Source organism: Oxynema mangrovii CENA135 (assembly GCF_016632315.1).
Classification (GTDB): Bacteria; Cyanobacteriota; Cyanobacteriia; order Cyanobacteriales; family Laspinemataceae; genus Oxynema; species Oxynema aestuarii.
On record NZ_JAEOXH010000003.1, the window covers coordinates 912550 to 936384 of the forward strand.

Genomic DNA, 23835 nt, shown 5'->3' on the forward strand with positions numbered 1-23835 from the left:
CTAATCCATCAAACAATAGAGTCAACCAGTTATGTCAAAAGGACAGGGATTTGGCTTCAGTCTCGGCAAAATGAAAGAACTGACTGAAGCTTTCAAAAAAGCTCAGCAGGTGCAAGAAGGTGCCAAAAAGCTCCAAGAAGAATTAGACCAAATGGAAATCGAAGGCCAAGCCGGGGGAGGTTTGGTTAAAGTCATTCTCAGTGGCAACCAAGAACCGCGTCGCGTAGAGATTTCCCCGGATGCTCTCGGCGAAGGAGCCGACGTGGTTTCCGAATTAGTCACCGCAGCGATGAAAGACGCCTACAACAACTCCACCGCCACCATGCGCGAACGGATGGAAGAACTGACCGGAGGCTTGAACCTCCCCGGTCTGTAACCGACCCCCTTCCTACGCCAACGGCTCCCGAACTCCCAACCGATTTCGACCCCTTCGAGGTCGAAACCTCGGTTCGGCTATCCGGGGTCGTTTTTGTCGATCGCGCAGCCCTCTGGCGGCGATCGCCCCGCTTTCCCTGCGACCATCCCGATCGTACCCATGCCCTACAAACTCCTGTTCGTCTGCCTGGGAAATATCTGTCGCTCTCCCGCAGCCGAAAATATCACTAACTACTTACTGCAACAGCAGAACCTCGACGGTCAAATTACCTGCGACTCTGCCGGAACCATCAGCTACCACAGTGGCAGTCCCCCGGACCGTCGCATGGTCGAAGCGGCAAAAGCCCGGGGAATGACCTTTAGCGGTCGGGCTCGTCGGTTCGAACCCGCCGATTTTGAAAAATTTGACCTGATCTTAGCAATGGATCGGGACAACTACGCCGATATCCTCGCCTTAGATCGCAAGGGCGAATACCACCATAAAGTCCGGATGATGTGCGACTTTTGCCGCCATCACTCCCTCAAAGAAGTCCCGGATCCCTACTACGGCGGTCCCGAGGGCTTCAATCGCGTTATCGACTTGCTGCTCGATGCCTGTGAAGGCTTGCTAGAGGAAATCGCGAGGGAAAGGCTCGATCCCTCGACGACGCCACGATCGCACTAATCCGGGGCGGGACGACCCACCGAGAACCCCCGCTCACAGCAAGGCCCGTTCGATCGCCACCCCCACCAACTGCGCCCGATTTTTGGTCGCCGTTTTTCTTAACAAGCTGCTGACGTATTTTTCGATCGTGCGCGGACTGAGGTGGAGGCGATCGCCGATTTGAGCGTTTGACAGCCCCTCGGTCAGCAAACTCAACACCTGCCGTTCGCGATCGCTCAACACAATTTCAGCCTCGCCGTCGCCGTCTCGATCTTTCCAGCTCGCCGCCGAGGCACGCGATCGCCGCCCGTCCGAGGGCGGATCCCCTTCTGGGGACAAATACGCCGCCGCTCCCCCGGTCTCGGGACTGGGTTTGTAAGCAAAGCGCCACTCCGCCTCGATCACGGGAGAACTCAATGTCTCTTGCGCTCTCCAGGTGGCTTGGGCGATCGAGGAAGCTCGCTCCAACAGATTGCGAATCACCGCCCCGAGTTCTTCCAATTCAAACGGTTTGGCTAAATAAACGTCGCAGCCGAGTTGATAGCCCAAGATCCGCTCTCGGGTATTGGTGCGCGCCGTCAGAAAAATCACGGGCAACAAGCGAAATGCAGGCTTTTTGCGAATTTGCCGCACTAACTCGTAACCGTCCATCTGGGGCATCACGATATCCGTCACCATCAAATGCGGTTGATGTCGCTCCACCATCGTCAACGCTTCCCGACCGTTGGCAGCCGCGATCGCCATATAGCCAGACATTTCCAAATATTCGCCGATCGCCAGGCGAGTACCCGGATCGTCATCGACTACTAAAATTGTCAAGAGCATGATTTCACGGAGAGCGTCCCAGTGTAATGCAGATCCCCCCTCCCCTCCGATCGAAGAGTAACGTTGAGGCGGGATCGTAGCATCTATACTCTCTAGATTAGCGAACTACACTCCCTTCCCAACGCGATCGCGCGATCTTGCGCTCCGTCTTCTCCCGAACCCCGGGAGCGACCCCCCGCCAAATCGCAGCGTCTGGCGAGGGAAACCAAGCAAGCGGTCAACGGGCGGAAATGTGCAAACTCGAAGGGGTTCTCGGATTCCCTTCTATTTTCACTGCCCGTCCGTTGGCATCGAGATGGCGCACGATCTTATAAATCATCTCCACGCGATCGCCGACCCCCGCACGAACCGCCAACTCCTCTAATGACAGGGGTTGTCCGCTTTTTTGGAGAATCTCCACCACTTGTTTTTGCAACTGTAACACTTGCGCCGCCGCCTTTTTCCCTGCTTCCACCCCCGGTTGGTGATAGGCGTTGATATTCACCAAACTGGCATAGAAGCCGACGGCGCGATCGTAGAGCGCAATTAACGCGCCCACGGTCCGCGCATCGACCTGGGGAACCGTCAGCGTAATCGAATCGCGCTGGTTCTCGTAAAGCGCTTCTCGGGTTCCGTAGAGAAACCCAAATAAATAATCTCCCGTGGTTACTCCCGGCTCGACTTCCGGCGACGCTCCCCGGCGCTCTTCCAACACCTCAATAAAGGTTGCGAAGAAATTCGGCACCCCTTCGCGCAATTGCTGCACGTAAGCGTGTTGGTCCGTAGATCCCTTATTCCCATAAACGGCAATGCCTTGATAAACCGTATTGCCGTCGAGGTCTTTTTCTTTCCCCAACGACTCCATCACCAATTGCTGGAGGTAGCGACTGAACAGCAGCAGACTGTCTTTATACGGCAAAATCACCATATCTTTCTCGCCGCGCCCATTTCCGGCGTAGTGCCACGAGAGCGCCAGCAAGGCGGCGGGATTCTCTTTTAACGCCCACCGACGGGTGGCTTCGTCCATGGCTTTCGCCCCGGCGAGCAAAGCGTGGATGTCGATCCCTTGTAAGGCGGCGGGAACTAAGCCGACGGCAGACATTGCCGAGGTTCGTCCGCCGACCCAATCGTGCATCGGGAACGTGGCGACCCAGCCTTCCGATAGGGCTTGTTTTTCTAAGGCGCTCTCGTGACCCGTAATGGCGACGGCGTGACCGGAAAAGTCGAGTCCGTTCGCCTCGAATGCTTTTTGAACTTCGATCGCCCCGTTGCGGGTATCTGGGGTGCCGCCGGATTTGGAAATGACTAAGACCAAGGTGGTCGAGAGGCGGTCTCGAATCCGAGCGAGGAGAGAATCGATCCCCGCCGGATCGGTATTGTCGATGAAGTGCAGGTTCATCGGCGGGAAGTCCGGCGAGAGGGCTTCCGAGACGAATTGCGGCCCGAGGGCAGACCCGCCAATGCCAATCGAGAGAACGTCGGTAAATTTGGAGGCTTTTGGGGGATGAATTTCCCCGCCGTGAATTTTGCGAGCGAAGTTTTCGATCCGCTCTATATTTTCGAGGATTTCTTGCTTGAGTTCGTCCCGAGGCGCGATCTCGGGGTTGCGAAGCCAGTAGTGACCGACCATCCGGTTTTCGTCGGGATTGGCGATCGCCCCGTTTTCTAGGGCTTCCATGTCGGCGAAGGCTTTCTCGAATTTCGGTTGCATTTGGCTGACGAAGGCATCGTCAAAGCCCATGCGACTGATATCGAGGTAAAATTCTAAACCTTCGTGGTAATATAGCCAGTCCTGATAGCGTTGCCAGTGTGCAGCAGCATCCATAAATAAATACGTCTCAAAACAATTCCCTACAGAGATTAAGGGTACCCAAATTTTAACCCCCCAAGGGTTATCACTGAGGGGATCGAGGGCTTCACTGGGGCGATCGCGCGGAAATGGACTCTTCACTCACAGGTTTTCCGGGAACGCCGTCTGTTTTCGCTGGAATCGTTACTCGGGTCGCTCTGGCTGGAGTCGCTGGGATCCTGGCCGGGGTGGCGGCGATCGCCGCATCGCACATTCGATCCACTCGGTCTACACCTGTTTCGATCGCGGGCGTAGCGATCCCTATTCTGGGGCGATCGCCTCACTCGGCGGGATACCTTCCACCTGAATCAGGGCTTCGATCGTGGACTTGACCACGGGAGCGGCTGTCAAGCCCCCACTGCCGCCTTTGGGTTCGTCAATCGCGGCCAAAACGACGTAACGGGGATTGTCGGCGGGGACGATCCCCACAAAGCTCGCAATTTTGGCGTAATCGGAATAGCCTCCCGTCGCCGTGGCTTTCTGGGAGGTTCCGGTTTTCCCAGCAATGCGATAACCGGAAATTTGAGCATTTTTCCCCGTTCCCTCGGCGACCACATCTTCCATCATGCTGACCACCGCACGGGTCGTTTCCGGGGAAAAGACCTGGCGGCTGCGGGGTCGTTGCGGTTGCCAATAGAGCCGACCGTCGGCATTATACAATCCTTTGACGACGTGAGGCGTCACCAAGCGTCCGCCATTGGCCAGCGCCCCGTGAATTTGGGTCAATTGCAACGGCGTCAGGGAAAATCCCTGACCGAAGGAGGCGGTAGCGGCGTGAACCGGGGAGGCGACAAATTCCTGACGCGATCGCAGTTGGCTGGCGACTTCAAAGGGCAAATCCGCATGAGTGACATCGCCAATTCCCAGACGTTGGAGCCAACTGTAGAAGACGCGCAATTCCATTTGTTCGACGACGCGAACCATGCCGACATTGCTGGAATGACGTAGGATCTCGCGCACGTTGACGGTTCCGCGCGCTCCGGCGTAGGAATAATCGTAGTTAGAAATCGGCCAGCTATCGACGTAGATCCGCCCTTCGTCGTAAAAGGTGCTGTCCGGTGCGATCGCTCCAGCTTGGAGGGCGATGGCGACGGCGATCGGTTTGAAGGTCGAGCCGGGTTCGTAAAGGTCGGTCAGAGCCCAATTTTTAAACAGTTCCAGGTCGAATTCGTAAAACTGATTGGGGTTGTAGGTCGGTTGGTTGGCGAGGGCGAGAATGGAGCCGTCGCGGGCATCCATGACGATGACGGTTCCCCGTTTGGCTTCCCACTGCTTCATTTGAGCGGCCAACGCCTGGTGAGCGGCCCGTTGCAATCGCAGGTCTACGGTCAATTGGAGGCGCAAGTCGTCAAAACGGTAGAAGTCTCCCGGTACCGGATCGGGGATCAAGGCGCCGCCGAGGCTGCGATCGCTCTCGACGAGCGGCGGCGCCGGGACGAGGGATTCTTGTCGGCTGTATTCGATCCCGGCTTGACCCGTGCGTTCGTCGTTGACGTAGCCGACGATATCGGCGGCGAGTTGGTCGTAAGGATACAAGCGCTGTTGTCGTTCTTCGAGTTCGAGTCCGTCGAGGTAGAGTTGGCGGATCCGGTCGGCGGCGTCTTCGCTAATTGAGGTGGCGACGACCAGACCGCTTTCTCCGCGATCGAGGAGTTCCCAAATTTCGGCAAAGGGGCGTTCGAGAATCGGGGAGAGGGATCGGGCGATGGTTTCGGCGGATTCGGTAAAGAGTTTGGGGTGGGCGTAGAGTTTGTAGACCGGGCGATCGATGGCGAGGACGTTCCCGGCGCGATCGACGATCGGGCGTCGGGGAACGAAGGGTTTGAGGGTAATATTTTGCTGCTGTCGAGCTTGTTGGCGCAAGTTGCCGCCGGAAATAACTTGGAGGCGATATAAGTTGGCGAGCAGTCCGACACTGCTCAGGAGCAACAGGCCCCATACGAGGGATAAGCGAACTCTGGGGCGATCCCAGATGGCGGAAGGACCCAGGGGCGGGCGCCCCCTCCGGTGGCGGGACGACGGGACAGGAGCTCGGCTGGGGGTCGAGGGGGACACGGCCAGGGCGGCGATCGCCGTGCGGAGGAAATGGCTCAAGCCGTTACGCTTCGCTGGCTTGGAGGCGATCGCCCGTCGTACTTGCACTCGTTGGCGGCGTCGCGGCGATCGCGGGTCTCGTCGTCGGGAGGCACGAGCGGAGCGCTCCCGTGAAGCACGTTTGAAGCGAGTGGGATGGTCGGGAATGCGAGATGCCATTGCGCGATCGAGATGAAACGGCGTGAACTGGAAAATCCGGAACTCAACAGCAGTCCCCAAAAGTATAAAACAAGCTCCTCTCAGTAGCCGACGGGTTTCGAGGAGGTCTGTTCGCGTTGCGCGTCCGCTTGGGTCGGTTGCGGCGCGAGGGCGTCCCGTTTCGGGGTGGGTTCGAGAACTAGGGTTAATTCGGCGCTCGGCGGGACTAAGCCGCTTGAGGGATCTTCTGCTTGTCGCGCTATTTGATTTTTGAGCGCTTCGCGAGCGGCCATCAGTTGCCGTTCTTGATGTCTTAATTTTTCCAGTTGTCGGTATTGTTGACCCCACTGCTGCTGAGAATAAACGGTATTTCCGTAAAGGGTTAAGGCGACGAAAGCTAAAACAAAGGTCGTCACCGAACAAAGGGAATGCACTTGGAAGAGGGTTTTCAACCAGGTGGGCGTTCGCTGGTGCTTCGCCAGAGAGGTGACTTTATTTCCACGGCGAGGGATATCCTGGCGAGGGCGAACTTTCTCAGGAGAATGAGGAGATCTTAGGGCAACAGTCATAATGCTTACCAATCGTAAATAGGTCAACTTATAGGGAATTGCCGGGGGCGATCGCGCCTCAATTCCCAAGAAAATATAAAGCGATTTTTATTGGCTAAATTGTCAGTAAAAAGCGCTCGCATCCATCCTAACACCGGGCTACCGGGATCTCGGTATGGGGTGGCAATCCCTAGCCCTTCGGCGGTTTCGTGGCGATCGCCCCAGCGCCGCGCGCCACGGACTTGCTCGCCGTGCCTGTTGACAAAGCCTTCAATGGCGATCGCGAAGCATCTGCAAAGCAGAATCGCCGCCCCTCGGTCACCGATCTACTCGACCCGTCCGCTCCCCTACAGGAGCGCCGACGGAGTTTAAACAGGTCAACCCGAGTTGAGGGTTCGTAGGGTTTGCAGGTCATTCGCTCGATCGGCTGGAAGGCTTTTTTGTTCCCCCCTGTTGTTTCACTCTGCCAACTGCCTATCCCGCTTATTTTTGGGGAAAAGAATTTTAATGCCTAGTTTGGCTTATAGCAACTATTTGAGTCAATTTTTCCCGGTTAGGGTTGTCATACAACCTAAGTCGGATTAAGATAGCGTGAAATTTTTGGATGAATGCTTTATTCTATTCATTCAGCACGTTGACAACTTAGACCTAATTTAGTAGAAGCGAGGGAAAATGACGAAGAAATTCTTGAGTTTGGCTGCGGTGTTGACTTTAGCCACCGTGTTATCGGCTTGCAGCACCCCTACGGACACGGGTACGGACTCTCCTCCGGCAGAGACTGCCGTTCCGACGGAAACCACTCCCGCAGAGACTGGCGCTCCGGCTGAGACGGCTCCGGGAGAGACTGGCGCTCCGGCTGAGACGGCTCCGGGAGAGACTGAAACTCCGGCGACCGAAGCCACTCCGGGAGCGATGGAAACTCCGGCTGAGGGGGCATCTGAAGCGATGGAAACTCCGGCTGAAGGGACTCCGGACGCTGCCGAACCCCCGGCTGAAGGCGCTCAGTAAAAGCGAGACCGTCCTATCGGAGAGGGTAAGGAGATCGTCTAGCTCGATCTCTTTCTCCCTCTCACAATTGTCCGTTTTCTTTGACTTTCCCCCGGTAGAGGAAGCCTCCGAGGTTTCCCCTCTGGGGGGTTGCTTTTCGGGGGCGATCGCCCCGAGTGGAGCGGTTACAATGGCACAGGGGCGCAAGCGCACTGACCGGGGTTGAGGTGCGGTTGGTTGTCCTCGGTCGCGTTTGAGGCATGGCAAGGGATGGAACAGCTCCACGGGTCAAAAAACCGGGTTTTCAGAGCGATGGCGAGGGCGATCGCCTCGGCTGTTTCGATCGCCGCGATCGCCGATCCGGCTAGCGCTTTGCCCCCTCCGGAAGACTTACCCGAAGAAATTTTACGCACGGAAATTATCACCGAAGCGCGATCGCCCGTAGACGGGCGACCCCTGACGCCGAGCGAGTATGCTACCGTGGAAAACCCCGTGCAAACTGCCAGATTTGGTCGAGAACGCCCCCGAACGACCAGAGCCGAACCGCCGGACGCGATCGCTCCCGAACCCATTGTCGAACAATTGCCCGTGCGCGAGATCCTGCGATCGATTTTTCCCTTCTAAAATCCCTCCAGACTCCGCCCACTCCCCACTATTACCCAAGCATCGGGCAACCCCCACCCGCGAATCCATCGAGAGGGCGATCGCCTTTTTAGCTATTTACAATACTTAATACTTGTGGTGTATTTTTATAAAATCCCGCATTCTATTCCCAGGGATGAACATCGGGATCCACAGACCCCCCAGGCTTGTCGATTTCCCACCCTTCGAGAAGGGTCAAGCCCTACAATGGGGATGAGAAAAACAACATAACGAGAGTTGTACTTTAAAGATCTTCAACAGCCGCATAAATTAGGTAGGTAATTTCATGACAGCAAGCATCGCCCCAGAGCAAGTAGAACGCATTGTTGCCAACCAGCATCAGGATCCGTTTGAAATTCTCGGCGCACATCCCCTAGACGGGGAAAATGGCAATAGCACTAAATGGGTCGTCAGAACCTACCAACCGACTGCCAAAGCGGTTTGGGCTCTCGTTCCGCAAGAACGCAAAGAAATCCCGATGCAGTCGGTACATCATCCTAATTTCTTTGAATGCATCATCGAAACTAAAGAACTGGCTAACTACCAGTTTCGGATCGAAGAAGGCGATCGCGAGCGGGTGATTTACGATCCCTACGCCTTTCGTTCCCCCAAGTTAACGGATTTTGACATTCACCTGTTTGCAGAAGGCAACCACCACCGCATCTACGAAAAACTCGGCGCCCACTTCATGGAGGTCAACGGCGTCAAAGGGGTCTACTTCGCCGTCTGGGCGCCCAACGCCCGCAACGTCTCCATCCTCGGCGATTTCAACTACTGGGACGGTCGCAAACACCAAATGGCCAAGCGCGGTAATGGCGTTTGGGAATTATTTATCCCCGATTTAGACGTCGGCGAACACTACAAATACGAAGTCAAAAACCAAGACGGTCACATCTACGAAAAAAGTGACCCCTACGGCTTCCAGTCCGAAGTCCGCCCCAAAACGGCCTCCATCGTCACCAACCTCGACGATTACACCTGGAACGATGAGCAGTGGATGGAACGGCGACGCAACACCGAAGCCCTCAGCCAGCCGATTTCTGTCTACGAATGTCATTTAGGCTCCTGGCTGCACGCCGCCGCCTCCGAACCCGCTCAATTGCCGAACGGTGAAACCGAACCCGTCGTCGTCGTTTCCGAACTCAAATCCGAGGCGCGTTTCCTCACCTACCGGGAACTCGCCGAAAAATTAATCCCCTACGTCAAAGACTTGGGTTTTACCCATATCGAATTATTGCCGATCGCCGAACACCCGTTTGACGGCTCCTGGGGGTATCAAGTCACCGGATACTACGCCCCCACCTCCCGTTTCGGCACCCCGGAAGACTTCATGTACTTTGTAGACCAGTGCCACCAAAACGGCATCGGCGTAATCGTGGACTGGGTACCCGGACATTTCCCCAAAGACGGACACGGACTCGCCTTTTTTGACGGCACCCACCTTTACGAGCATTCCGACCCCCGTAAAGGCGAGCATAAAGAATGGGGAACGTTGGTCTTTAACTACAACCGCCACGAAGTTCGTAATTTCTTAGTGGCGAATGCCCTATTTTGGTTCGACAAATATCATATCGACGGGATGCGCGTGGATGCGGTCGCCTCGATGTTGTATTTGGACTACTGCCGCAAGGAAGGCGAGTGGGTGACCAACGATTACGGCGGACGGGAGAATATCGAAGCGGCAGATTTTCTGCGGCAAGTGAATCACCTGTTATTCTCTTACTTCCCGGGGGTACTTTCCATTGCCGAAGAATCGACCTCGTGGCCGATGGTGTCTTGGCCGACTTACGTGGGCGGTTTGGGCTTTAACCTCAAGTGGAATATGGGGTGGATGCACGACATGCTCGATTATTTCAGCATGGATCCGTGGTTCCGCCAGTTCCATCAAAATAATATTACGTTTAGCATGTGGTATCACCATAGTGAGAATTTCATGCTAGCTCTGTCTCACGATGAAGTGGTTCACGGCAAGAGCAATATCATCGGCAAAATGCCGGGCGATCGCTGGCAGAAGTTCGCCAACGTGCGCTGCTTGTTTACCTACATGTTCGCCCATCCCGGCAAGAAAACCTTGTTTATGAGCATGGAATTCGCCCAGTGGAGCGAGTGGAACGTCTGGGCAGACTTAGAATGGCAATTGTTGCAATACGAACCCCACGCCCAGCTCAAGCAGTTCATGGGGGATCTCAACCAGCTTTACAAGACTGAGCCGTCGTTATACACCCAGGACTTTGAAGAGCCGGGATTTGAGTGGATTGACTGTTCCGACAACCGCCACAGCGTCGTTTCGTTCCTGCGTCGGGATAAGTTATCCGACGAGTTCGTCGTGGTGGTCTGTAATTTCACCCCGCAACCCCACAGTCACTATCGTGTCGGCGTTCCCGTTCACGGTTTTTATACGGAGTTGTTTAACAGCGATTCCGGTAAGTATGGCGGCAGCAATATGGGCAACCTCGGCGGTAAATGGGCCGATGAATGGTGGTTCCACGGTCGTCCCTATTCGTTAGATCTCTGCTTGCCCCCGTTGGCGGTGTTGGTGTTCAAGTTGGATAAGGAGAAGACGGAAGCCGCCCCCAAGTCGTTACCGTCGGCGAAGAGAGAGGACTTATAGGAGAAGCGCGATCGCGGTAACTCGGTTGAATTTTGGGATCGTGTCAATAACAATAGCGGCCATTTTTAGGCTTGGGGTTTTCCCGCGCTTTGCGTAAGGCTCCTAATAAAGTGGAGGCAAAAACACAGCGTTTTTTGCCTCCATTTTTAATCGGGGAAACGGTAATGCGCCCGAGTTGTCCGTTGGTATGCCCTTTGTGGTTGAACTGCACTCGCCAATCCCCGGTTGTATTATTTTGGTAGAGGGTGGTTTCGTCGGCGTCGATTTGAATGGTCGGATCTAAGTTATTCCAGGTGGATTCTGGGGGAACTGTATCTTTTTTGTGGATGACCCACTGAGCAATCGTGTCATTTTGTCGAAAACTAACTTGGTACGTGCTTTTTCTCTGTTTTGCTTTGCGTTGCGCTTGGCGCATGGCCATATAAATCTCGTTTTGTGCGTTATTGAGCCGGGTATTTTCGACCAGGGATAGCCAACTCGGTAGGGCGATCGCCGCTAAAATACCTAAGCTGATGGTAACGAGTAAAACTTCTAACAGAGTAAAGCCATCGAGGTGCGATCGCCCGCGCGATCGCTGAAATCGAGCGACAAGGTTCATGAGGATGCACCCCTACATTAAAATTTAAAAAATCTCACGCCACTAGCTTAACGCCAAATGAGGTGTGAGACAAGTAGGAGTTTAAGATTTATTTATATTTCTTTATATGACTGCGTACGGCGATCGAATCCGTTCTATCAGTTAAGGTGTCAGACATTCATTATTCTGAAGGATACGAGTAGAACCTAAAATCGTCGTCACTTTTACGCAGCGCTTTTTACTCGTGTTAGAGTTCATGGCGAGTGTGATTTTGCCCTCGACATCTGCTGTATTGACAACCGTTCCTCTATTATCAAACTGAATGGCCAAATCATCGTCGAGATCTGAATTGTCGAGATCGAACTGAACGCCATCCACATCGATGGTTTGCCAATTTTCGTTGCCCCCTGCCTCTCCCATATAGGAGTGAACCGACCATTGAATTTGGCCGTTGTCTTCTCTAAACTTAGCTTCCCAAGTTTCTTTGCGTTGTTTGGCTTTGCCTTGTGCTTCTTTAATCGCAGCTTCTGCCGGAACGATCGCCTTTTTCAGCCGCGTGTTATTCGCCAGCGCCAGCCAACTCGGAATTCCCATAGCGGCGAGAATTGCCAGCATAATCGTGACGACCAGCAGTTCGAGCAAAGTAAATCCGGGAGCTGACTCCGACTGGCGTGGGGTTCCCAGTCGAAAATATTGCTGGTGTTTTAAGTTGGGGAAGTTATTACTAGAGAGTTGCATAATAGTAATTGATATCAATATAACTTGTACGAATATAACTCGCGATCGAATTACTCACCCGACTCAATTACGACTACTCGGATCGTAGTTAAAGACACTGCGCGCTTGAACTCGTCTCTGGATGCTCGGCAAATAAACTGGATTGACTGAATTGGTATCTTGTCCGGCTTTCTCAGCAGCATTGCCGCGCAAAAAGACGATCGCATCTTGCATCACACCATTTCCTGAAGGTTGGACACAGGCATAAAAATTCCAATTCCCCGGTTCTTGAGCATTTGCACCGCTAGAGGGTGAAGCGACATAGTTCCCCGGACAAGGTTGTTGATTCTCTAATTTGCGATTGCGATCGACAAAATCGACGAGGACTTGAAATGTATTATCCGTATTAATAGAACTCGGGTTCCACCCCACAAAGGCTGTGGTTCTCGGATCCTCATCAAATGAGGGGGTCCCATCAACAGCATCTTCTATGCTTGGATACTGCGGCAATTCAAACCGTCTGATCTGTGCCGGACCTTCCCAAATATCGGCGTTGTTTTCTTCTACACCGTAAACCACTAAGGTATAAGTATTGAGAGTGGTTAGCAGGTTACGGCAATCATCTGTAGTACAGCTAGATGGATCGAAAGGTCCTTCACCATCGCCTGGCATTTCTATCGCTTTGAGCTTCCAAAATGCTAATGTAGGGGTGACTTCCGCCGGAATTTGAACCCCTGCATTGGCTAAGCCCACACAACTAGGATCGGCTCCGGAAATACAATTTCCATTATAAATGTAAACCGCTTCTTTCAGTTCGGAAGCAATGTAGTCCATTGCGGCGGACATTTCTTGCTGAACTTGCGTTTTAGCTGTTTCTTTTTTCTCAGTATTGAGTAAGCTAACAACTAAAGAGAGCATGGAGTAGAGTATGATTGAAGTAATGGAGATCGCCATTAACAACTCTAGCAGGGTAATCCCAGCCGTCTGACTCTGGCGGGAATGAGCCAGATATTTCTTAAGGATAAATCGAGCAGCTTTGCTAGTCATTGCTTTTAAAAAATCGTCTAACAGTTCAGTACTATTCCCACCAAATGCCAAACACATAAAGGCGAGAACATCGAGCAATCTTTAGGGACTGCAATATCATCAGAGCATTAGAGCATCAGAGCATCAGAGCAATTTTCATAAAAATCTTTATTCTTACTCTTTCAGGATCTCGTTATAGGCTTCGGCTGCATTAGGAATGTCACTTCTAACAATCGGGGCATACATGACGGCGAGTGGTGAAGGTCCACTAGTCGTAATAGCCGAAAAAGCCAATGAGATCGGTTCCGTTTGAAGTGTTTGACCCGAGTCGAGAGATGCTTTGGTATAGACCCGAACGCCCATGCGAAACGCAAGAGGATCCCCACCATCCGGCGAATAATCGTTAGTCCGGAAGGTCTGAACTACAAAATCAATCTTTTCATCGCCATCGATATCAATGTTGCACGCTGTTTCGGCATCCGGAGGTGCTTTGCTAATCAAAGACGGTGGATCCGTATCCGAACAAGATACAGATCCTGTAGGAACGGCCACATCTTTCGGTTCCTCACTATCAGCAGAGGGGGGAATTGTGCTGAGATAGTCAGCTTCAGTAAAATCACGGTCTACAACCAAGCGGACGCGATCGATTTCTCCCTCTGCTAATTGCATCGCTTGCTCGACCCGATACGCTTTCACCCTCGCCGCCATTGCTAACATCAACGGAGGTGTAATCGCAGTAATGGCAATACCAAAAATGACAATAGCTGCCAGGGATTCGACCAGGGTCAATCCTTGCTCTGAAAATTTAGTTGGCTTAGATCGTCGCATTGATACCGACCTCCATCGATTACTCACTACAGGCTAAGTCGTCAGAGAGTGCCGCGCGCAGCTTGCAAATATAAGGATCGTCCGCTTTTGGCTCGCGGTAGAACTCATTACGTTCGTTACTCAGCTCGCTCATCCGACTCGATGCCGGACCGGGCGGCATATACTGAAGTCCTACATCGTAACCCCAGAGTCGGTTGGGTGCCCAGTAGTAGAAAATATTCTCTTGTTCGCCATTATTACTAGTATAGTTACTTGTTTTTCCGGTTTTGGCTGGGGTTCCCGGTTCCCAAGCATCGTGTTCGTAAGGCCCAGTTGCATAAGTGCTGAAGTTTAACTGAATAAACGATCCACGAATGTAGAGATTTTTGCCATTCCAGGCTTCAATCAATCGCGGGAAGTTATGCAAACCCCCATTACTTTGACCTTGCCGTAGGGGAACGACACCGTTCACCATGACCATATTGACCCAGGTTTTATCGGGTGCTGGAATCTGCTTGCGTCCGTCATTCCAAGGTAAAGCATTGAATCGGTAGTAACTCCCATTGTACGAAGTGGGAGGAACGCCCGCGTTGCCTGTAGCGACCATAGGCTCCGCATTATGGGAAATGAGAACCGGACTGCCCCCATCGAACGGATTTTCCCTGGCCCAATTCACATCATTATTATTTTTAGGACGGTTTTGGTTGATGTAAGAGGTATAGCGAATCCCGTTAGGACAGCCATATTCATTGGCAGTATTGATATTGGGGTTGCCAACATTTTCATTTACAAATCCATCTTCAAGACTGCCATCACAGAAATTTCCAGAAAGAATGGTAATGGCATCAGCCAAGACTTCTACAGGACGCCAGGTATCGTTGTCGGGGTTGGCAAAATTAGGATTGAGATTATTGCGATTGTAGAAGTTACCAAAATCGTCATTCAGTGCGGTGGTAAACTCTTCAATTGCATTGTCATTGCCATGTAAATTGAAGTTTCCTTGACTGTAGACGGGTTGGTCGGAAACAAATGTCATGCCTCGAATCGTTTCTTCGCGACTGATATCTGCGCCATTTTTGAGGCGGAACGCATGGGGACGGCGATCGGGATCGGCGTAGTAGTCTACAGGTTTTGGACTAATGCCATTGATTAAGTTGGGATCGCTTGGCGTAAACGCATTCATTTGAGGCCCCGAAGGTCGGGCAATTCCGTCTTCACGTAGTGCATCTTCCCGGAAAGCATAAACAATGCCACTCTCCGACAACCAACTTTCAGCACCCGCCGCACTATTACTTCTCAGTAAGTCAAGGTCTAAATTCAAGACCCGCACGTTCATTTGTTCGCGGGGATTGAAAAGAGCTGAATCCTTAATCGCGACCCGAATATCCTGCTCATCACCGCCGCTATCTACATATTTGACTAACTCTTGTCGGCTATTATTGGGAGCAGCAGTTGCATTGAAGGTAGAGCTGTCCGGGGTAGTTTGCGGTAATGCCCAGTCTGCCTTGGCTTTCGGTTTGGAGAGATTGGCAATGGCTTCGATATCGTTTTCACTCAGTGCTTGATAGCTATAGGTAACATTTAGTTCATCGATATAAGGTTCATCCTCGGGCTGTTCCACCCCACCCGTTCCATCATGTGGGTGATTGTCTGCGGGGAAAATGTAATACAAAGCAGGAAATTTTGGATCTGGGGAACAGATTAGTTTGGTGAGGCGAATAAATTTCTGTTCGTCATCAGCATCTTGTGGCTCTCCAAAACCAAAGTAATCATTCCCCGTACTGTCGCTGAAGTCACACCCAATTTCTATAGGATCGTTTACTGCATAGCTTTTACCAGCATAGTCAAAATCAGCAAACTGAACGTTATAAGTATACTTAGCGTTGCTTCCGGCGATTGGCGATTGTTCAAAACCATACTTGCGATCGCGTTTCACCTGCTCTTTCAAGTGCAGCAAGCGCGCCAAACTTTGCCGTTCTTCTGGTAGCGCTGCAATATAGGCATCGGGGGGTAAAATCTGATTCGTCGGCATCTGTGCAATTTCAGAGCCATTGCTATCAAAGATTTTGATCTCACTGCCATCCAGTCGGATTTCACCATTGCCATCGCCGCCATCTGAGAGTGCTTGCAGGTCAGCATCGAGAGCGGTTAATTGGCTTTGACTACCACTGTTGGTATAATCATATTGCTGGAGATAGTTGAGATTGTAAGCCAGCATCCCTAACGTACAAGCGGCGGTTTGCCGAGTCGTGTTGTCAGCTAAACTGCCATTAGCGCGCAGTAAGTTAGAAAAATTGCCCCACATCGTCAGTAAAGGATTGGGATGAACTATCCCAGCCTCTTGTTTGGGTGGAAAAGCACCGTCAGGATCTCCTGCAAAATTGGCTAAATTCGCCAACGCTTTTCTCAATTCTGCATTTTCAGGATCGGGGACGTTGAATTCCCAGCCATTGGTTCCGTGGCCGTAAAAGAAATCAGTGATTAAGGTATTATCCCCATTAATTGCTAACTCTCGAAACGTTGCACTGTTTTTAAGCGTTTCAACAGTTCCGGGGTGAACGGTCGTTGCCACACAAGCCACCGGGGTTAAACCATTCGCTTGACTATGGTGATAAACGGCGGTTGCTTGCACGGCAGCCAAATTGTCTCGTAAGGTTTTCTGTTGCCGAAACTCATGAGATCCTTTTTGAGTCGGCGTTGTAAAACCTAAATCTTGGGGATTGAGGGGATCTTCGCCATAATTCTTATCATTGGGGTTGTTCAGATAAGTACCGTTTCTATCTGCATCTCTGACCCACCCAAATGGATTACCGAGTTCCAGACGCTGACCGACAATGATTCGCAAGCCTTGTCCAGTTGCACGACGTTCCCAATACCCATCCAAACCATAATCATTTGGATCGATAGAGGGATTGGAAGGTTCATTTTTTGTCAGATCGTCAAGACTGCTGACGTCGCAGTTTCCGCCATCTACAATATCCTCACCCACGGGACAAACTGGGTTGACTTGGTAGAGACCTGTTGCTTGATCGATTTCTGGAGGTTGATATCCAGGTTTCGGACCGTAAATATTATCCGCCCGATAAGTATCGTCCACATAGGGTGGGGCTTGGCTTTGCCCGCGATTGACTCGTGTAGAGATCGGGCCGTTAGCCCACCCCTGACTACCATCCCACGGATCGTCTTCTAACCCATTGATATCCTCGATATTATCCAGATCTGCACCTCTAGGAATGGAGGCATTTCTTGTTAAAACTTCTGTTGGGTCGAGGGTAATATCAATTAGATCGGCTCCATCGTTAAAGGAATCGGTATTGCCGTTCAGTTGAGGCGGGTTGTTATGCTCGTCATAGGTGTCAATTTTTACCGTACTTGCGCTAGTATTAGCAATTGACCCATAGACCAAATGACCCCATGCACTTAACTCGGAGTTGAGTTCGGGCTTATAAAAACAAGACTCTTCATCACTGATCAAATAGGATCTGAAGGAATTTTCTGGTGCTGCGAATAAGTTTCCTTCAGTATGGATTGCCCCATTCCAATTAAATGCAGGTCCAGGGGTGACTTCTAAGTCCGTCCGGAACCATGCTCCCCACTTGTTTAACCCTTCAAAGGTTCTATCTTGCTGATATTGAAGTGTGGAGAGTGAAAAGTTCCCGCCCGTTCCCTGAAGCACGGAATTCGGGACAGTCAGTGCATAAACTTGAAAGTTTTTCCTAAATAATGCGGTTCCAATTGGAAACCAACCTAAAACCCCTGTAGAATCCGGATCGACCGTAACTCTACAAATTTGATTGTCGCTAGAGTCACGCTGTTCGATAATAGGCCCATTGCGAACTAACAGATAATTGGCTTTGTCTTTATCTTTGGTGATCAGGTCGGCATTGGGTAATTCTGGATCGATAGTCTTCTGACTCCCTTCTTCACCAATCGTACTTCTTAAAACAATAGAGTAGACGGTGGTTGTATCTGGGGTGTCATTTCCATCCGTATCTGTTTGATAAGTCCATGCTAGATTGGGAATTGCATCACCCACTACATCGGGTATGGTAATGCGTGTTTCATCGGTAAAGTCATAAATATCGGGATCGGCTAATTTTCCTTCTATATTATTTTCAGCTAGCTCTTGGGGTCCAAGATCGCTAAATAATAACTCTAGCTTCGCTTTTGCGCGTTCGATCGCCGGAGTCGCGGCATTTTGGACACTCTGTTGCTGATAGTCACCAATCACGTCGGTCGATCGCTGGTAAGATCGGAAAATCAGCGCCCCCGCTACCAAAAGCATGACCACAATGAGCAAAGTGGTGGTAGGCAAGACAAAGCCAGATTGCGACTGCCGCTTGCTGAGTAAGGCGGCGCGCATCAGTTGGTAGGCTTCTCGGCTAGTGGCCTGTTGGACGCAACGGGTCATCGACTGGACGAGCCGATTTAGAGCCTTTTGGATTTTGCGTTGCTGAGGCATAGCTGCTCCCTAGGTGGCGATCTGACGGATGGATAAGATAGACTTTCGTTTCCGTGTTAACTTATTTGTCCGGCACTTGACAATCGGTACATTTCCGGACAAACCAGTAGAACTAGCGTAATATCTAAGTTCAAGCATACCCAGGTTGGCTCGAAAAGTTATCAATTGCTGGTGGAAATTTCGGGAGCGGGGAGTTGGGAGGGGGGAGTCGGGAGTCGCGACGGGAGCGATCGTTGCTTTCTCAAAAATTGGTGAAAACTGAAGGATCGATAAAAGCTGCGATAACATCAAAAAGAATAAAAAAGAGGAGGCTAGCAAACGGCTAGTCTCCCTTTTTTTGACCGAATTTAATCAAATTCAGGCAATTTTGTTTAGAGTTTGTTGAGGTCAATCCCGGCTTCTTTGGCGAAAGCTTGCAAGCCTTTACGATCCAAAGTTTTAATTGCTTTGGTAGACAGACGCAATTTCACCCAGCGATTCCCTTGGGGCCACCAGACTCTTTTATCTTGGATGTTGGCGTGTTGCAGGCGGTGGGTGCGGCGGTGCGAGTGGGAAACGGACATGGCGTTATTCGCCTTTTTCCCGGTCAATTGGCATTTACGCGACATAAGATTTCTCCCGGTACGGTTTCGCTATTTCAGACACGATCTCTAATTGTACCTAGTTTTGGTTCGGATCGGGGAATAGGGGGAGTGGGCAACAGTGGGCAACAATGCTGGCGGGCAAGATGCCCGCGCTACGGATTCCCTAACTCCCGAAGGCTTTTTGAGTCAAGTTGGTCAATATGTCATTGGACCGTTCGACGAAGGATTTCATCCCGTCGGCGTCGAAGCCTTTTTGCGCCATGAGGGCGAGGTCGTAGACGTGGCGGCAAATTTGTTCGGCAAGTTCGGCGGAGGGGGATTGGGCGTCGCCGGGTTGAATGATGTTGCCTTGGGTCATTTGCGCCAAGTTCTGAATTAAGGGATGGGCGGTGTTAACGAGTAAGATGTGTTCTTCGGGGAATTCGACGTTTTCTTGGGCGACGAGGGCGTTCATGTCGCGCAGGCGGCGTAGGAATTCGGGCAGCAATACCATTGCGGGGGGTGTGGCTTTGGCGTCTTCGCCTTTGAGGGCTTCGGTGCGGATGTTGAGTTTGGGTTTGTTGAGGGCGTTTTGGAAGAGTTCTTTGATTTGCTCCCCTCGGGTTTTGTTGGTGGTCGGATCGACGATTTCGGTGCTTTTGTCTTTGTCGAGCAGTTTTTCGTCGATTTCGGCGTCAACGCGGGAGAATTTAACGTCTTGATGTTCGCGTTCGAGGAAGCTGATGAAGTGGGGGTCGATGAAGGAGTCCATAAAGAGGACTTCTAAGCCCTGACTTTTGTGCAGTTGGACGTAGGTGGCTTGGGAGACTTCGTCGGTGCAGTAGAAGACGCGATTTTCGTGACGGTCTTGGTTGCGTTGGAGGTATTCGTCGAGGGTGGTGTAGGAGGGGCCTTCGGGTGTGCTGTCGCTTTGAATTTCTTTCCAGGCGTCGCCTTCTTCGCCTTGGACTTCGACGGCGGGGGTGTCGGGTTGGGCGGGGCTGAGGTCGGCGGTGGTACGGTAAATGACGAGATCTTCGACTTGTTTTTTAAATTTGTCGTCGTTGAGGCAGCCGAATTTAACGAAGGTGCCGAGGTCTTTCCAGCACCGGATGTATTCTTGGCGGTTTTCGTTGTAGAGTGCTTTGAGGCGATCGCCTACTTTTTTGGCGATGAAGTCGGCAATTTTCCGCACGGTGCGGTCCATCTGTAGGGCACTGCGGGAAACGTTGAGGGGAATATCGGGGCTGTCGAGGATGCCACGCATCGGCAGCAGGAATTTCGGGATGATTTCTTCGCAGTGGTCGCTGACGAAGACTTGGTTACAGAATAGTTTGATGTTGCCTTTGCTGACATCGACGTCCGGGCGCAGTTTGGGGAAGTAGAGGATGCCGTTGACGAGGAAGGGGTAGTCGGTTTTGAGGTGAACCCAGAGGAGGGGTTCGTCTTGGAAGGGGTAGAGGTAGCGGTAGAGTTCGAGGTAGTCTTCGTCTTTGAGGTTGCTGGGAGATTCGCGCCAGAGGGCTTTTTGGCGGTTGACGACTTCGCCATCGAGTTTGATGGGAACGGGCATGAAGTCGCAATAGGTTTTGATGAGTTGTTTGAGGCGGGGGGTTTCGAGATATTCTTTTTCTTCGTCGGGTAGGGTGAGGATGATGGTGGTGCCTCGGGTGGTTCGAGAGGAGTCTTCGAGTTGAAATTCGGGGGAACCGTCGCAGGTCCAGTGGATGGCTTGGGCGCCTTCTTGGTAGGAGAGGGTATCGATTTCGACTTGGCTGGCGACCATGAAGGAGGAGTAAAAACCGAGTCCGAAGTGTCCGATGATTTGGTTGTCGGAGGCGCTTTTGTATTTTTCGATGAATTCTTCGGCGCTGGAGAAGGCGACTTGGTTGATGTATTTTTTGATCTCGTCGGCGGTCATGCCGATGCCGTTGTCGGAGATGGAGAGGGTTTTTTTGTCTTTATCGACGCTGATGACGATTTCGGGGTCGCCGAGTTCGCCGTTGATTTCGCCGGAGAGGGAGACCATTTTGAGTTTGGAGATGGCGTCTACGGCGTTGGAGATCAGTTCGCGGAAAAATACTTCGTGGTCGGAGTAGAGAGATTTCTTGATAATGGGAAAAATATTTTCAGTATGGATGGCGATCGTGCCTTTTTCGAGTACAGTCATGGTGGTTAGTTTAATTTGGCTTAGACTCTCAAGTATAGATTCTGCGAGAATTTGGGCGATCTCGGATCCGGGATGACCCCCCGATGGGGATTCGGATTTCCCTACTTCGTCGATCTTGAAGTTAAGCTGGATTTGCACTTAACACAAAGAACGTTCGTGTTATTCAACTCTTATATCTTTATTTTTGTATTTCTCCCGATCGCCCTGGGTCTTTTTTTTGCCTTGGCGAAGTGGCGATCGGCGCGATCGGCGATTTTCTGGATGAGCCTCGCTTCTTTATTCTTTTACGCCTATTGGAAGTTCGTCTATTTATTTCTATTATTACTTTCAATTGGAGTCAATTTTTATGTTGGTAAGCAGATCGAGTTTGCTCCACTTAAGAGTCGCCGCTCTCAACTTTTATTAATATTAGGAGTTGGCTTTAACTTAATTGTATTGGGTTATTACAAGTACGCCCGTTTTTTTACAACTTCTATCAATCAATTTACAGGAACTCATTTTCCAGTTCCTAATGTTATTTTACCTCTGGCGATTTCTTTTTATACTTTTACCCAAATTGCCTATCTCGTAGATGCCTATCGCGGAGAAACCAAAGAAACCAATTACGATTTACCCACTTACACCCTATTTGTTTCATTTTTCCCCCAACTTATTGCTGGACCGATCTTAAGACATGACGAATTGATTCCCCAACTTCGTCAAGCTCGTATTTTTCACTTTTCACACCAAAATTTTGCCCTAGGACTGAGCTTATTTTTCCTGGGTTTAGCCAAAAAGGTTCTAATTGCGGATAATCTATCTCCGTGGGTGTCTGCGGTTTTCAATCACGCAGATTCCGTCACCTTTTTAGAAGCTTGGATCGGGTCGTTGAGTTATACCTTTCAATTGTATTTTGATTTTTCTGGTTACTCGGATATGGCGATCGGTTTGGGATGGATGACAAATATTAATTTGCCGATCAATTTTAATTCGCCTTATAAAGCTGTTTCAATTACCGATTTTTGGCGACGGTGGCATATTACTTTATCTAACTTTTTGAGAGACTATCTCTACATTCCATTGGGTGGGAATCGTTTAGGGAAACTCCGTCGCTATATCAATTTACTGGTGACAATGTTGTTAGGTGGATTGTGGCATGGAGCTGGCTGGACTTATGTATTTTGGGGCGGATTACACGGCATCTTTTTAGTGATTCATCAACTTTGGCGTAATTTGGGGATGAAGTTACCGAAGATTATCGCTTGGGGAATTACGTTTATCGGCGTCGTATTTGGTTGGGTTTTATTTAGAGCAAGTACCTGGTCGGATGCGATCGCGATCGTCCAAGCGATGTTAGGGTTTAAAGGAATTTGGTTACCCGATTCTTTTCAAGGAATTTTGGGAGAGTTACCCATTGGTGGACTGTTCCAAGGATGGAAAGAACTAATTTATTTACCCGAGATTGGTGGAAAAAACTCAATTTTAGTGTTATTCGGTTTACTCGGAGTTGTAATTTTCTTCCCGAATACTCAAGAACTCATGAATAAATTCCAGCCTAAATGGTGGGTGGCTGGATTGGTGAGTGCTGTAGCAATTTTCTCGCTCTTATCTCTCAATCGAGTCTCTGAGTTTCTTTATTTCCAGTTTTAGAGTTTCTATGAAAGATTATCGACGCTACATTGTTTCGTTTTTCATCCTGTTACTGTTTGAAGGTTTGGGGATTTCTCTATTTAACTGGTTTATCGATCCGGCGGGAGTGACGACCAGTTCGACGATTGAGGGAGTTAATAATGTTAAAACGGCTAAAGAAAAGCAAGTTAGATTATTTAAAACTGTTGCTGTTGCTCAAATACAACCGAGGGCGATCGTTGTCGGATCTTCTAGAACTGAATTCGGGATCGATCCGAGTCATGAAATTTTTAACCGTAGCAGACCTGCATATAACTTGGCTATCACGGGGGCGAATATGTATGAAGCAAAGCGTTATTTTGACCACGCTTTAGCGTTGAATCCCGAACTCGAAAAAGCGGTTATAGGGATTGATTTTTTTATGTTTAATACCCTCAAAAAAAATGCTCAGGATTTTCGAGAAGAAAGGTTAGAAAAAGACTATATTATACCGACTGATTGGGTCAATATTTTATTCTCTATCAATAATTTTCAGGAAAGTATTAATACGATTAAAACTAGTTCAGAAAATCCCAATGAAGTGGGTTATTTCTATGCTGATGGTAGACGAAACGCCGATTTTTATATAAAACAGATTTATCAAAGTGCTTCAGGAAAAGATTTATTTAGAACAGTTTTAAGAAGGAACGATTTTTTAAGTCCCAATGACTCCGAGAAAGTTTACGATCTCTCGGATGATTTTTTGCAGGCTTTTTCTGAACTCATTGAAAGCTGCAAAATTAATAAAATAGATTGTACGGTTTTTATTTCACCTTCCCATGTAACGCAGTGGGAATCAATCCGAGTCGGTGGAATGTGGGCTACCTTTGAAGAGTGGAAACGAGAAGTGGTTGAAATTACTCCGGTTTGGGATTTTTCTGGCTATAACAGCATTACATCCGAACCGATTAGTAGAAAGATGAAGAACTATTTTGATAGTTCTCATTATCGAAAAGAAGTAGGCGATTTAGTATTGAACCGGATGTTTGAAGTGAATATCGAAGAAGTTCCTCAAGGTTTTGGAGTCTGGGTGACTGAGGATAATATCGATCGCCATTTGATGGAGATGCGATCGCAACGAGAACAATGGGCTAAAGATAATCCTGAATGGGTTAAAATGGTTGAAGATTTAAAGAAATAATGATAATTGCAGTCTCTTGAAAAATTGAAGACAC

Annotated in this window: 19 protein-coding genes; 7 read left to right on the plus strand and 12 right to left on the minus strand. The window is 50.3% G+C overall.

The window, feature by feature from the left end; translation table 11 throughout:
* Nucleotides 1–31: 31 nt before the first annotated feature.
* Both JJD41_RS23280 and JJD41_RS23285 read left to right on the plus strand, forming a co-directional pair.
* On the plus strand, nt 32–376 hold the full coding sequence (locus tag JJD41_RS23280) for a YbaB/EbfC family nucleoid-associated protein (protein WP_200670035.1): 345 nt from the start codon (nt 32–34) through the stop codon (nt 374–376).
* Nucleotides 377–535: 159 nt separating this feature from the next.
* Nucleotides 536–1039, plus strand: a complete 504-nt coding sequence (locus JJD41_RS23285) for a low molecular weight protein-tyrosine-phosphatase (RefSeq protein ID WP_200670037.1) — start codon at nt 536–538, stop codon at nt 1037–1039.
* 33 nt (nt 1040–1072) lie between these two features.
* On the opposite strand, the gene JJD41_RS23290 is transcribed toward JJD41_RS23285, so the two are convergent.
* The 5 genes from JJD41_RS23290 to JJD41_RS23310 form a co-directional block, all read right to left on the minus strand.
* Nucleotides 1073–1843 carry a response regulator transcription factor gene (locus JJD41_RS23290; protein WP_200670039.1) on the minus strand — a complete coding sequence of 257 codons (771 nt, stop codon included), beginning with the start codon at nt 1841–1843 and terminating at the stop codon, nt 1073–1075.
* Between the two features lie 217 nt (nt 1844–2060).
* Nucleotides 2061–3647: a glucose-6-phosphate isomerase gene (locus tag JJD41_RS23295; RefSeq protein ID WP_200670291.1), complete on the minus strand. Its 1587-nt coding sequence runs from the start codon at nt 3645–3647 to the stop codon at nt 2061–2063.
* A 285-nt stretch (nt 3648–3932) separates the two neighbouring features.
* Entirely contained in the window at nt 3933–5924 is a 1992-nt protein-coding gene (locus JJD41_RS23300) for a peptidoglycan D,D-transpeptidase FtsI family protein (RefSeq protein ID WP_200670293.1), read from the minus strand.
* An 80-nt stretch (nt 5925–6004) separates the two neighbouring features.
* Nucleotides 6005–6472 carry a hypothetical protein gene (locus tag JJD41_RS23305; RefSeq protein ID WP_200670041.1) on the minus strand — a complete coding sequence of 156 codons (468 nt, stop codon included), beginning with the start codon at nt 6470–6472 and terminating at the stop codon, nt 6005–6007.
* 169 nt (nt 6473–6641) lie between these two features.
* On the minus strand, nt 6642–6866 hold the full coding sequence (locus JJD41_RS23310) for a hypothetical protein (RefSeq protein ID WP_200670043.1): 225 nt from the start codon (nt 6864–6866) through the stop codon (nt 6642–6644).
* A gap of 257 nt (nt 6867–7123) precedes the next feature.
* Here JJD41_RS23310 and JJD41_RS23315 point away from each other — a divergent pair, with 257 nt between their 5' ends.
* From JJD41_RS23315 to glgB, 3 genes are all read left to right on the plus strand, one after another.
* The gene (locus JJD41_RS23315) at nt 7124–7459 is read left to right on the plus strand and encodes a hypothetical protein (protein WP_200670045.1); all 336 of its coding nucleotides are present in this window, start codon (nt 7124–7126) and stop codon (nt 7457–7459) included.
* Nucleotides 7460–7675: 216 nt separating this feature from the next.
* Nucleotides 7676–8062 (plus strand): hypothetical protein, encoded by a 387-nt coding sequence (locus JJD41_RS23320; RefSeq protein WP_200670047.1) that lies wholly within the window; start codon nt 7676–7678, stop codon nt 8060–8062.
* Nucleotides 8063–8366: 304 nt separating this feature from the next.
* Entirely contained in the window at nt 8367–10691 is a 2325-nt protein-coding gene (gene glgB, locus JJD41_RS23325) for a 1,4-alpha-glucan branching enzyme (protein WP_200670057.1), read from the plus strand.
* A gap of 43 nt (nt 10692–10734) precedes the next feature.
* Here glgB and JJD41_RS23330 read toward each other — a convergent pair whose 3' ends face one another.
* The 7 genes from JJD41_RS23330 to htpG all read right to left on the minus strand — a co-directional run bounded on the left by JJD41_RS23330 (nt 10735) and on the right by htpG (nt 21013).
* A complete protein-coding gene (locus JJD41_RS23330) occupies nt 10735–11289 on the minus strand; it encodes a GspH/FimT family pseudopilin (RefSeq protein WP_200670059.1) in 555 nt (184 codons plus the stop codon).
* A 141-nt stretch (nt 11290–11430) separates the two neighbouring features.
* On the minus strand, nt 11431–12006 hold the full coding sequence (locus JJD41_RS23335) for a pilus assembly FimT family protein (protein WP_200670061.1): 576 nt from the start codon (nt 12004–12006) through the stop codon (nt 11431–11433).
* A gap of 63 nt (nt 12007–12069) precedes the next feature.
* Nucleotides 12070–13032, minus strand: coding sequence for a hypothetical protein (locus JJD41_RS23340; protein ID WP_234489082.1), 963 nt, complete (start codon nt 13030–13032; stop codon nt 12070–12072).
* 153 nt (nt 13033–13185) lie between these two features.
* Nucleotides 13186–13839 (minus strand): type II secretion system protein, encoded by a 654-nt coding sequence (locus tag JJD41_RS23345; RefSeq protein ID WP_200670065.1) that lies wholly within the window; start codon nt 13837–13839, stop codon nt 13186–13188.
* Between the two features lie 19 nt (nt 13840–13858).
* Nucleotides 13859–18280 (minus strand): hormogonium polysaccharide biosynthesis protein HpsA, encoded by a 4422-nt coding sequence (hpsA, locus tag JJD41_RS23350; protein ID WP_200670067.1) that lies wholly within the window; start codon nt 18278–18280, stop codon nt 13859–13861.
* A gap of 371 nt (nt 18281–18651) precedes the next feature.
* A complete protein-coding gene (rpmB, locus tag JJD41_RS23355; RefSeq protein WP_200670069.1) occupies nt 18652–18888 on the minus strand; it encodes a 50S ribosomal protein L28 in 237 nt (78 codons plus the stop codon).
* 139 nt (nt 18889–19027) lie between these two features.
* Entirely contained in the window at nt 19028–21013 is a 1986-nt protein-coding gene (gene htpG / locus JJD41_RS23360) for a molecular chaperone HtpG (protein ID WP_200670071.1), read from the minus strand.
* 261 nt (nt 21014–21274) lie between these two features.
* On the opposite strand from htpG, the gene JJD41_RS23365 reads away from it, so the two are divergent.
* Nucleotides 21275–22642, plus strand: coding sequence for an MBOAT family O-acyltransferase (locus JJD41_RS23365; RefSeq protein ID WP_234489084.1), 1368 nt, complete (start codon nt 21275–21277; stop codon nt 22640–22642).
* A 7-nt stretch (nt 22643–22649) separates the two neighbouring features.
* A complete protein-coding gene (locus JJD41_RS23370) occupies nt 22650–23801 on the plus strand; it encodes a hypothetical protein (protein ID WP_200670074.1) in 1152 nt (383 codons plus the stop codon).
* Nucleotides 23802–23835 lie beyond the last annotated feature (34 nt).

Bases quoted from the DNA above. Each gene is read 5' to 3' on its own strand.
- JJD41_RS23305 (WP_200670041.1), bottom strand. From the start codon at position 6,472: ATGACTGTTGCCCTAAGATCTCCTCATTCTCCTGAGAAAGTTCGCCCT.
- JJD41_RS23285 (WP_200670037.1), top strand. From the start codon at position 536: ATGCCCTACAAACTCCTGTTCGTCTGCCTGGGAAATATCTGTCGCTCT.
- JJD41_RS23315 (WP_200670045.1), top strand. From the start codon at position 7,124: ATGACGAAGAAATTCTTGAGTTTGGCTGCGGTGTTGACTTTAGCCACC.
- JJD41_RS23295 (WP_200670291.1), bottom strand. From the start codon at position 3,647: ATGGATGCTGCTGCACACTGGCAACGCTATCAGGACTGGCTATATTAC.
- JJD41_RS23345 (WP_200670065.1), bottom strand. From the start codon at position 13,839: ATGCGACGATCTAAGCCAACTAAATTTTCAGAGCAAGGATTGACCCTG.
- JJD41_RS23280 (WP_200670035.1), top strand. From the start codon at position 32: ATGTCAAAAGGACAGGGATTTGGCTTCAGTCTCGGCAAAATGAAAGAA.
- rpmB (WP_200670069.1), bottom strand. From the start codon at position 18,888: ATGTCGCGTAAATGCCAATTGACCGGGAAAAAGGCGAATAACGCCATG.
- JJD41_RS23330 (WP_200670059.1), bottom strand. From the start codon at position 11,289: ATGAACCTTGTCGCTCGATTTCAGCGATCGCGCGGGCGATCGCACCTC.
- JJD41_RS23340 (WP_234489082.1), bottom strand. From the start codon at position 13,032: ATGACTAGCAAAGCTGCTCGATTTATCCTTAAGAAATATCTGGCTCAT.
- htpG (WP_200670071.1), bottom strand. From the start codon at position 21,013: ATGACTGTACTCGAAAAAGGCACGATCGCCATCCATACTGAAAATATT.
- hpsA (WP_200670067.1), bottom strand. From the start codon at position 18,280: ATGCCTCAGCAACGCAAAATCCAAAAGGCTCTAAATCGGCTCGTCCAG.
- JJD41_RS23290 (WP_200670039.1), bottom strand. From the start codon at position 1,843: ATGCTCTTGACAATTTTAGTAGTCGATGACGATCCGGGTACTCGCCTG.
- JJD41_RS23335 (WP_200670061.1), bottom strand. From the start codon at position 12,006: ATGCAACTCTCTAGTAATAACTTCCCCAACTTAAAACACCAGCAATAT.
- JJD41_RS23300 (WP_200670293.1), bottom strand. From the start codon at position 5,924: ATGGCATCTCGCATTCCCGACCATCCCACTCGCTTCAAACGTGCTTCA.
- glgB (WP_200670057.1), top strand. From the start codon at position 8,367: ATGACAGCAAGCATCGCCCCAGAGCAAGTAGAACGCATTGTTGCCAAC.
- JJD41_RS23365 (WP_234489084.1), top strand. From the start codon at position 21,275: ATGAGCCTCGCTTCTTTATTCTTTTACGCCTATTGGAAGTTCGTCTAT.
- JJD41_RS23310 (WP_200670043.1), bottom strand. From the start codon at position 6,866: ATGACCTGCAAACCCTACGAACCCTCAACTCGGGTTGACCTGTTTAAA.
- JJD41_RS23370 (WP_200670074.1), top strand. From the start codon at position 22,650: ATGAAAGATTATCGACGCTACATTGTTTCGTTTTTCATCCTGTTACTG.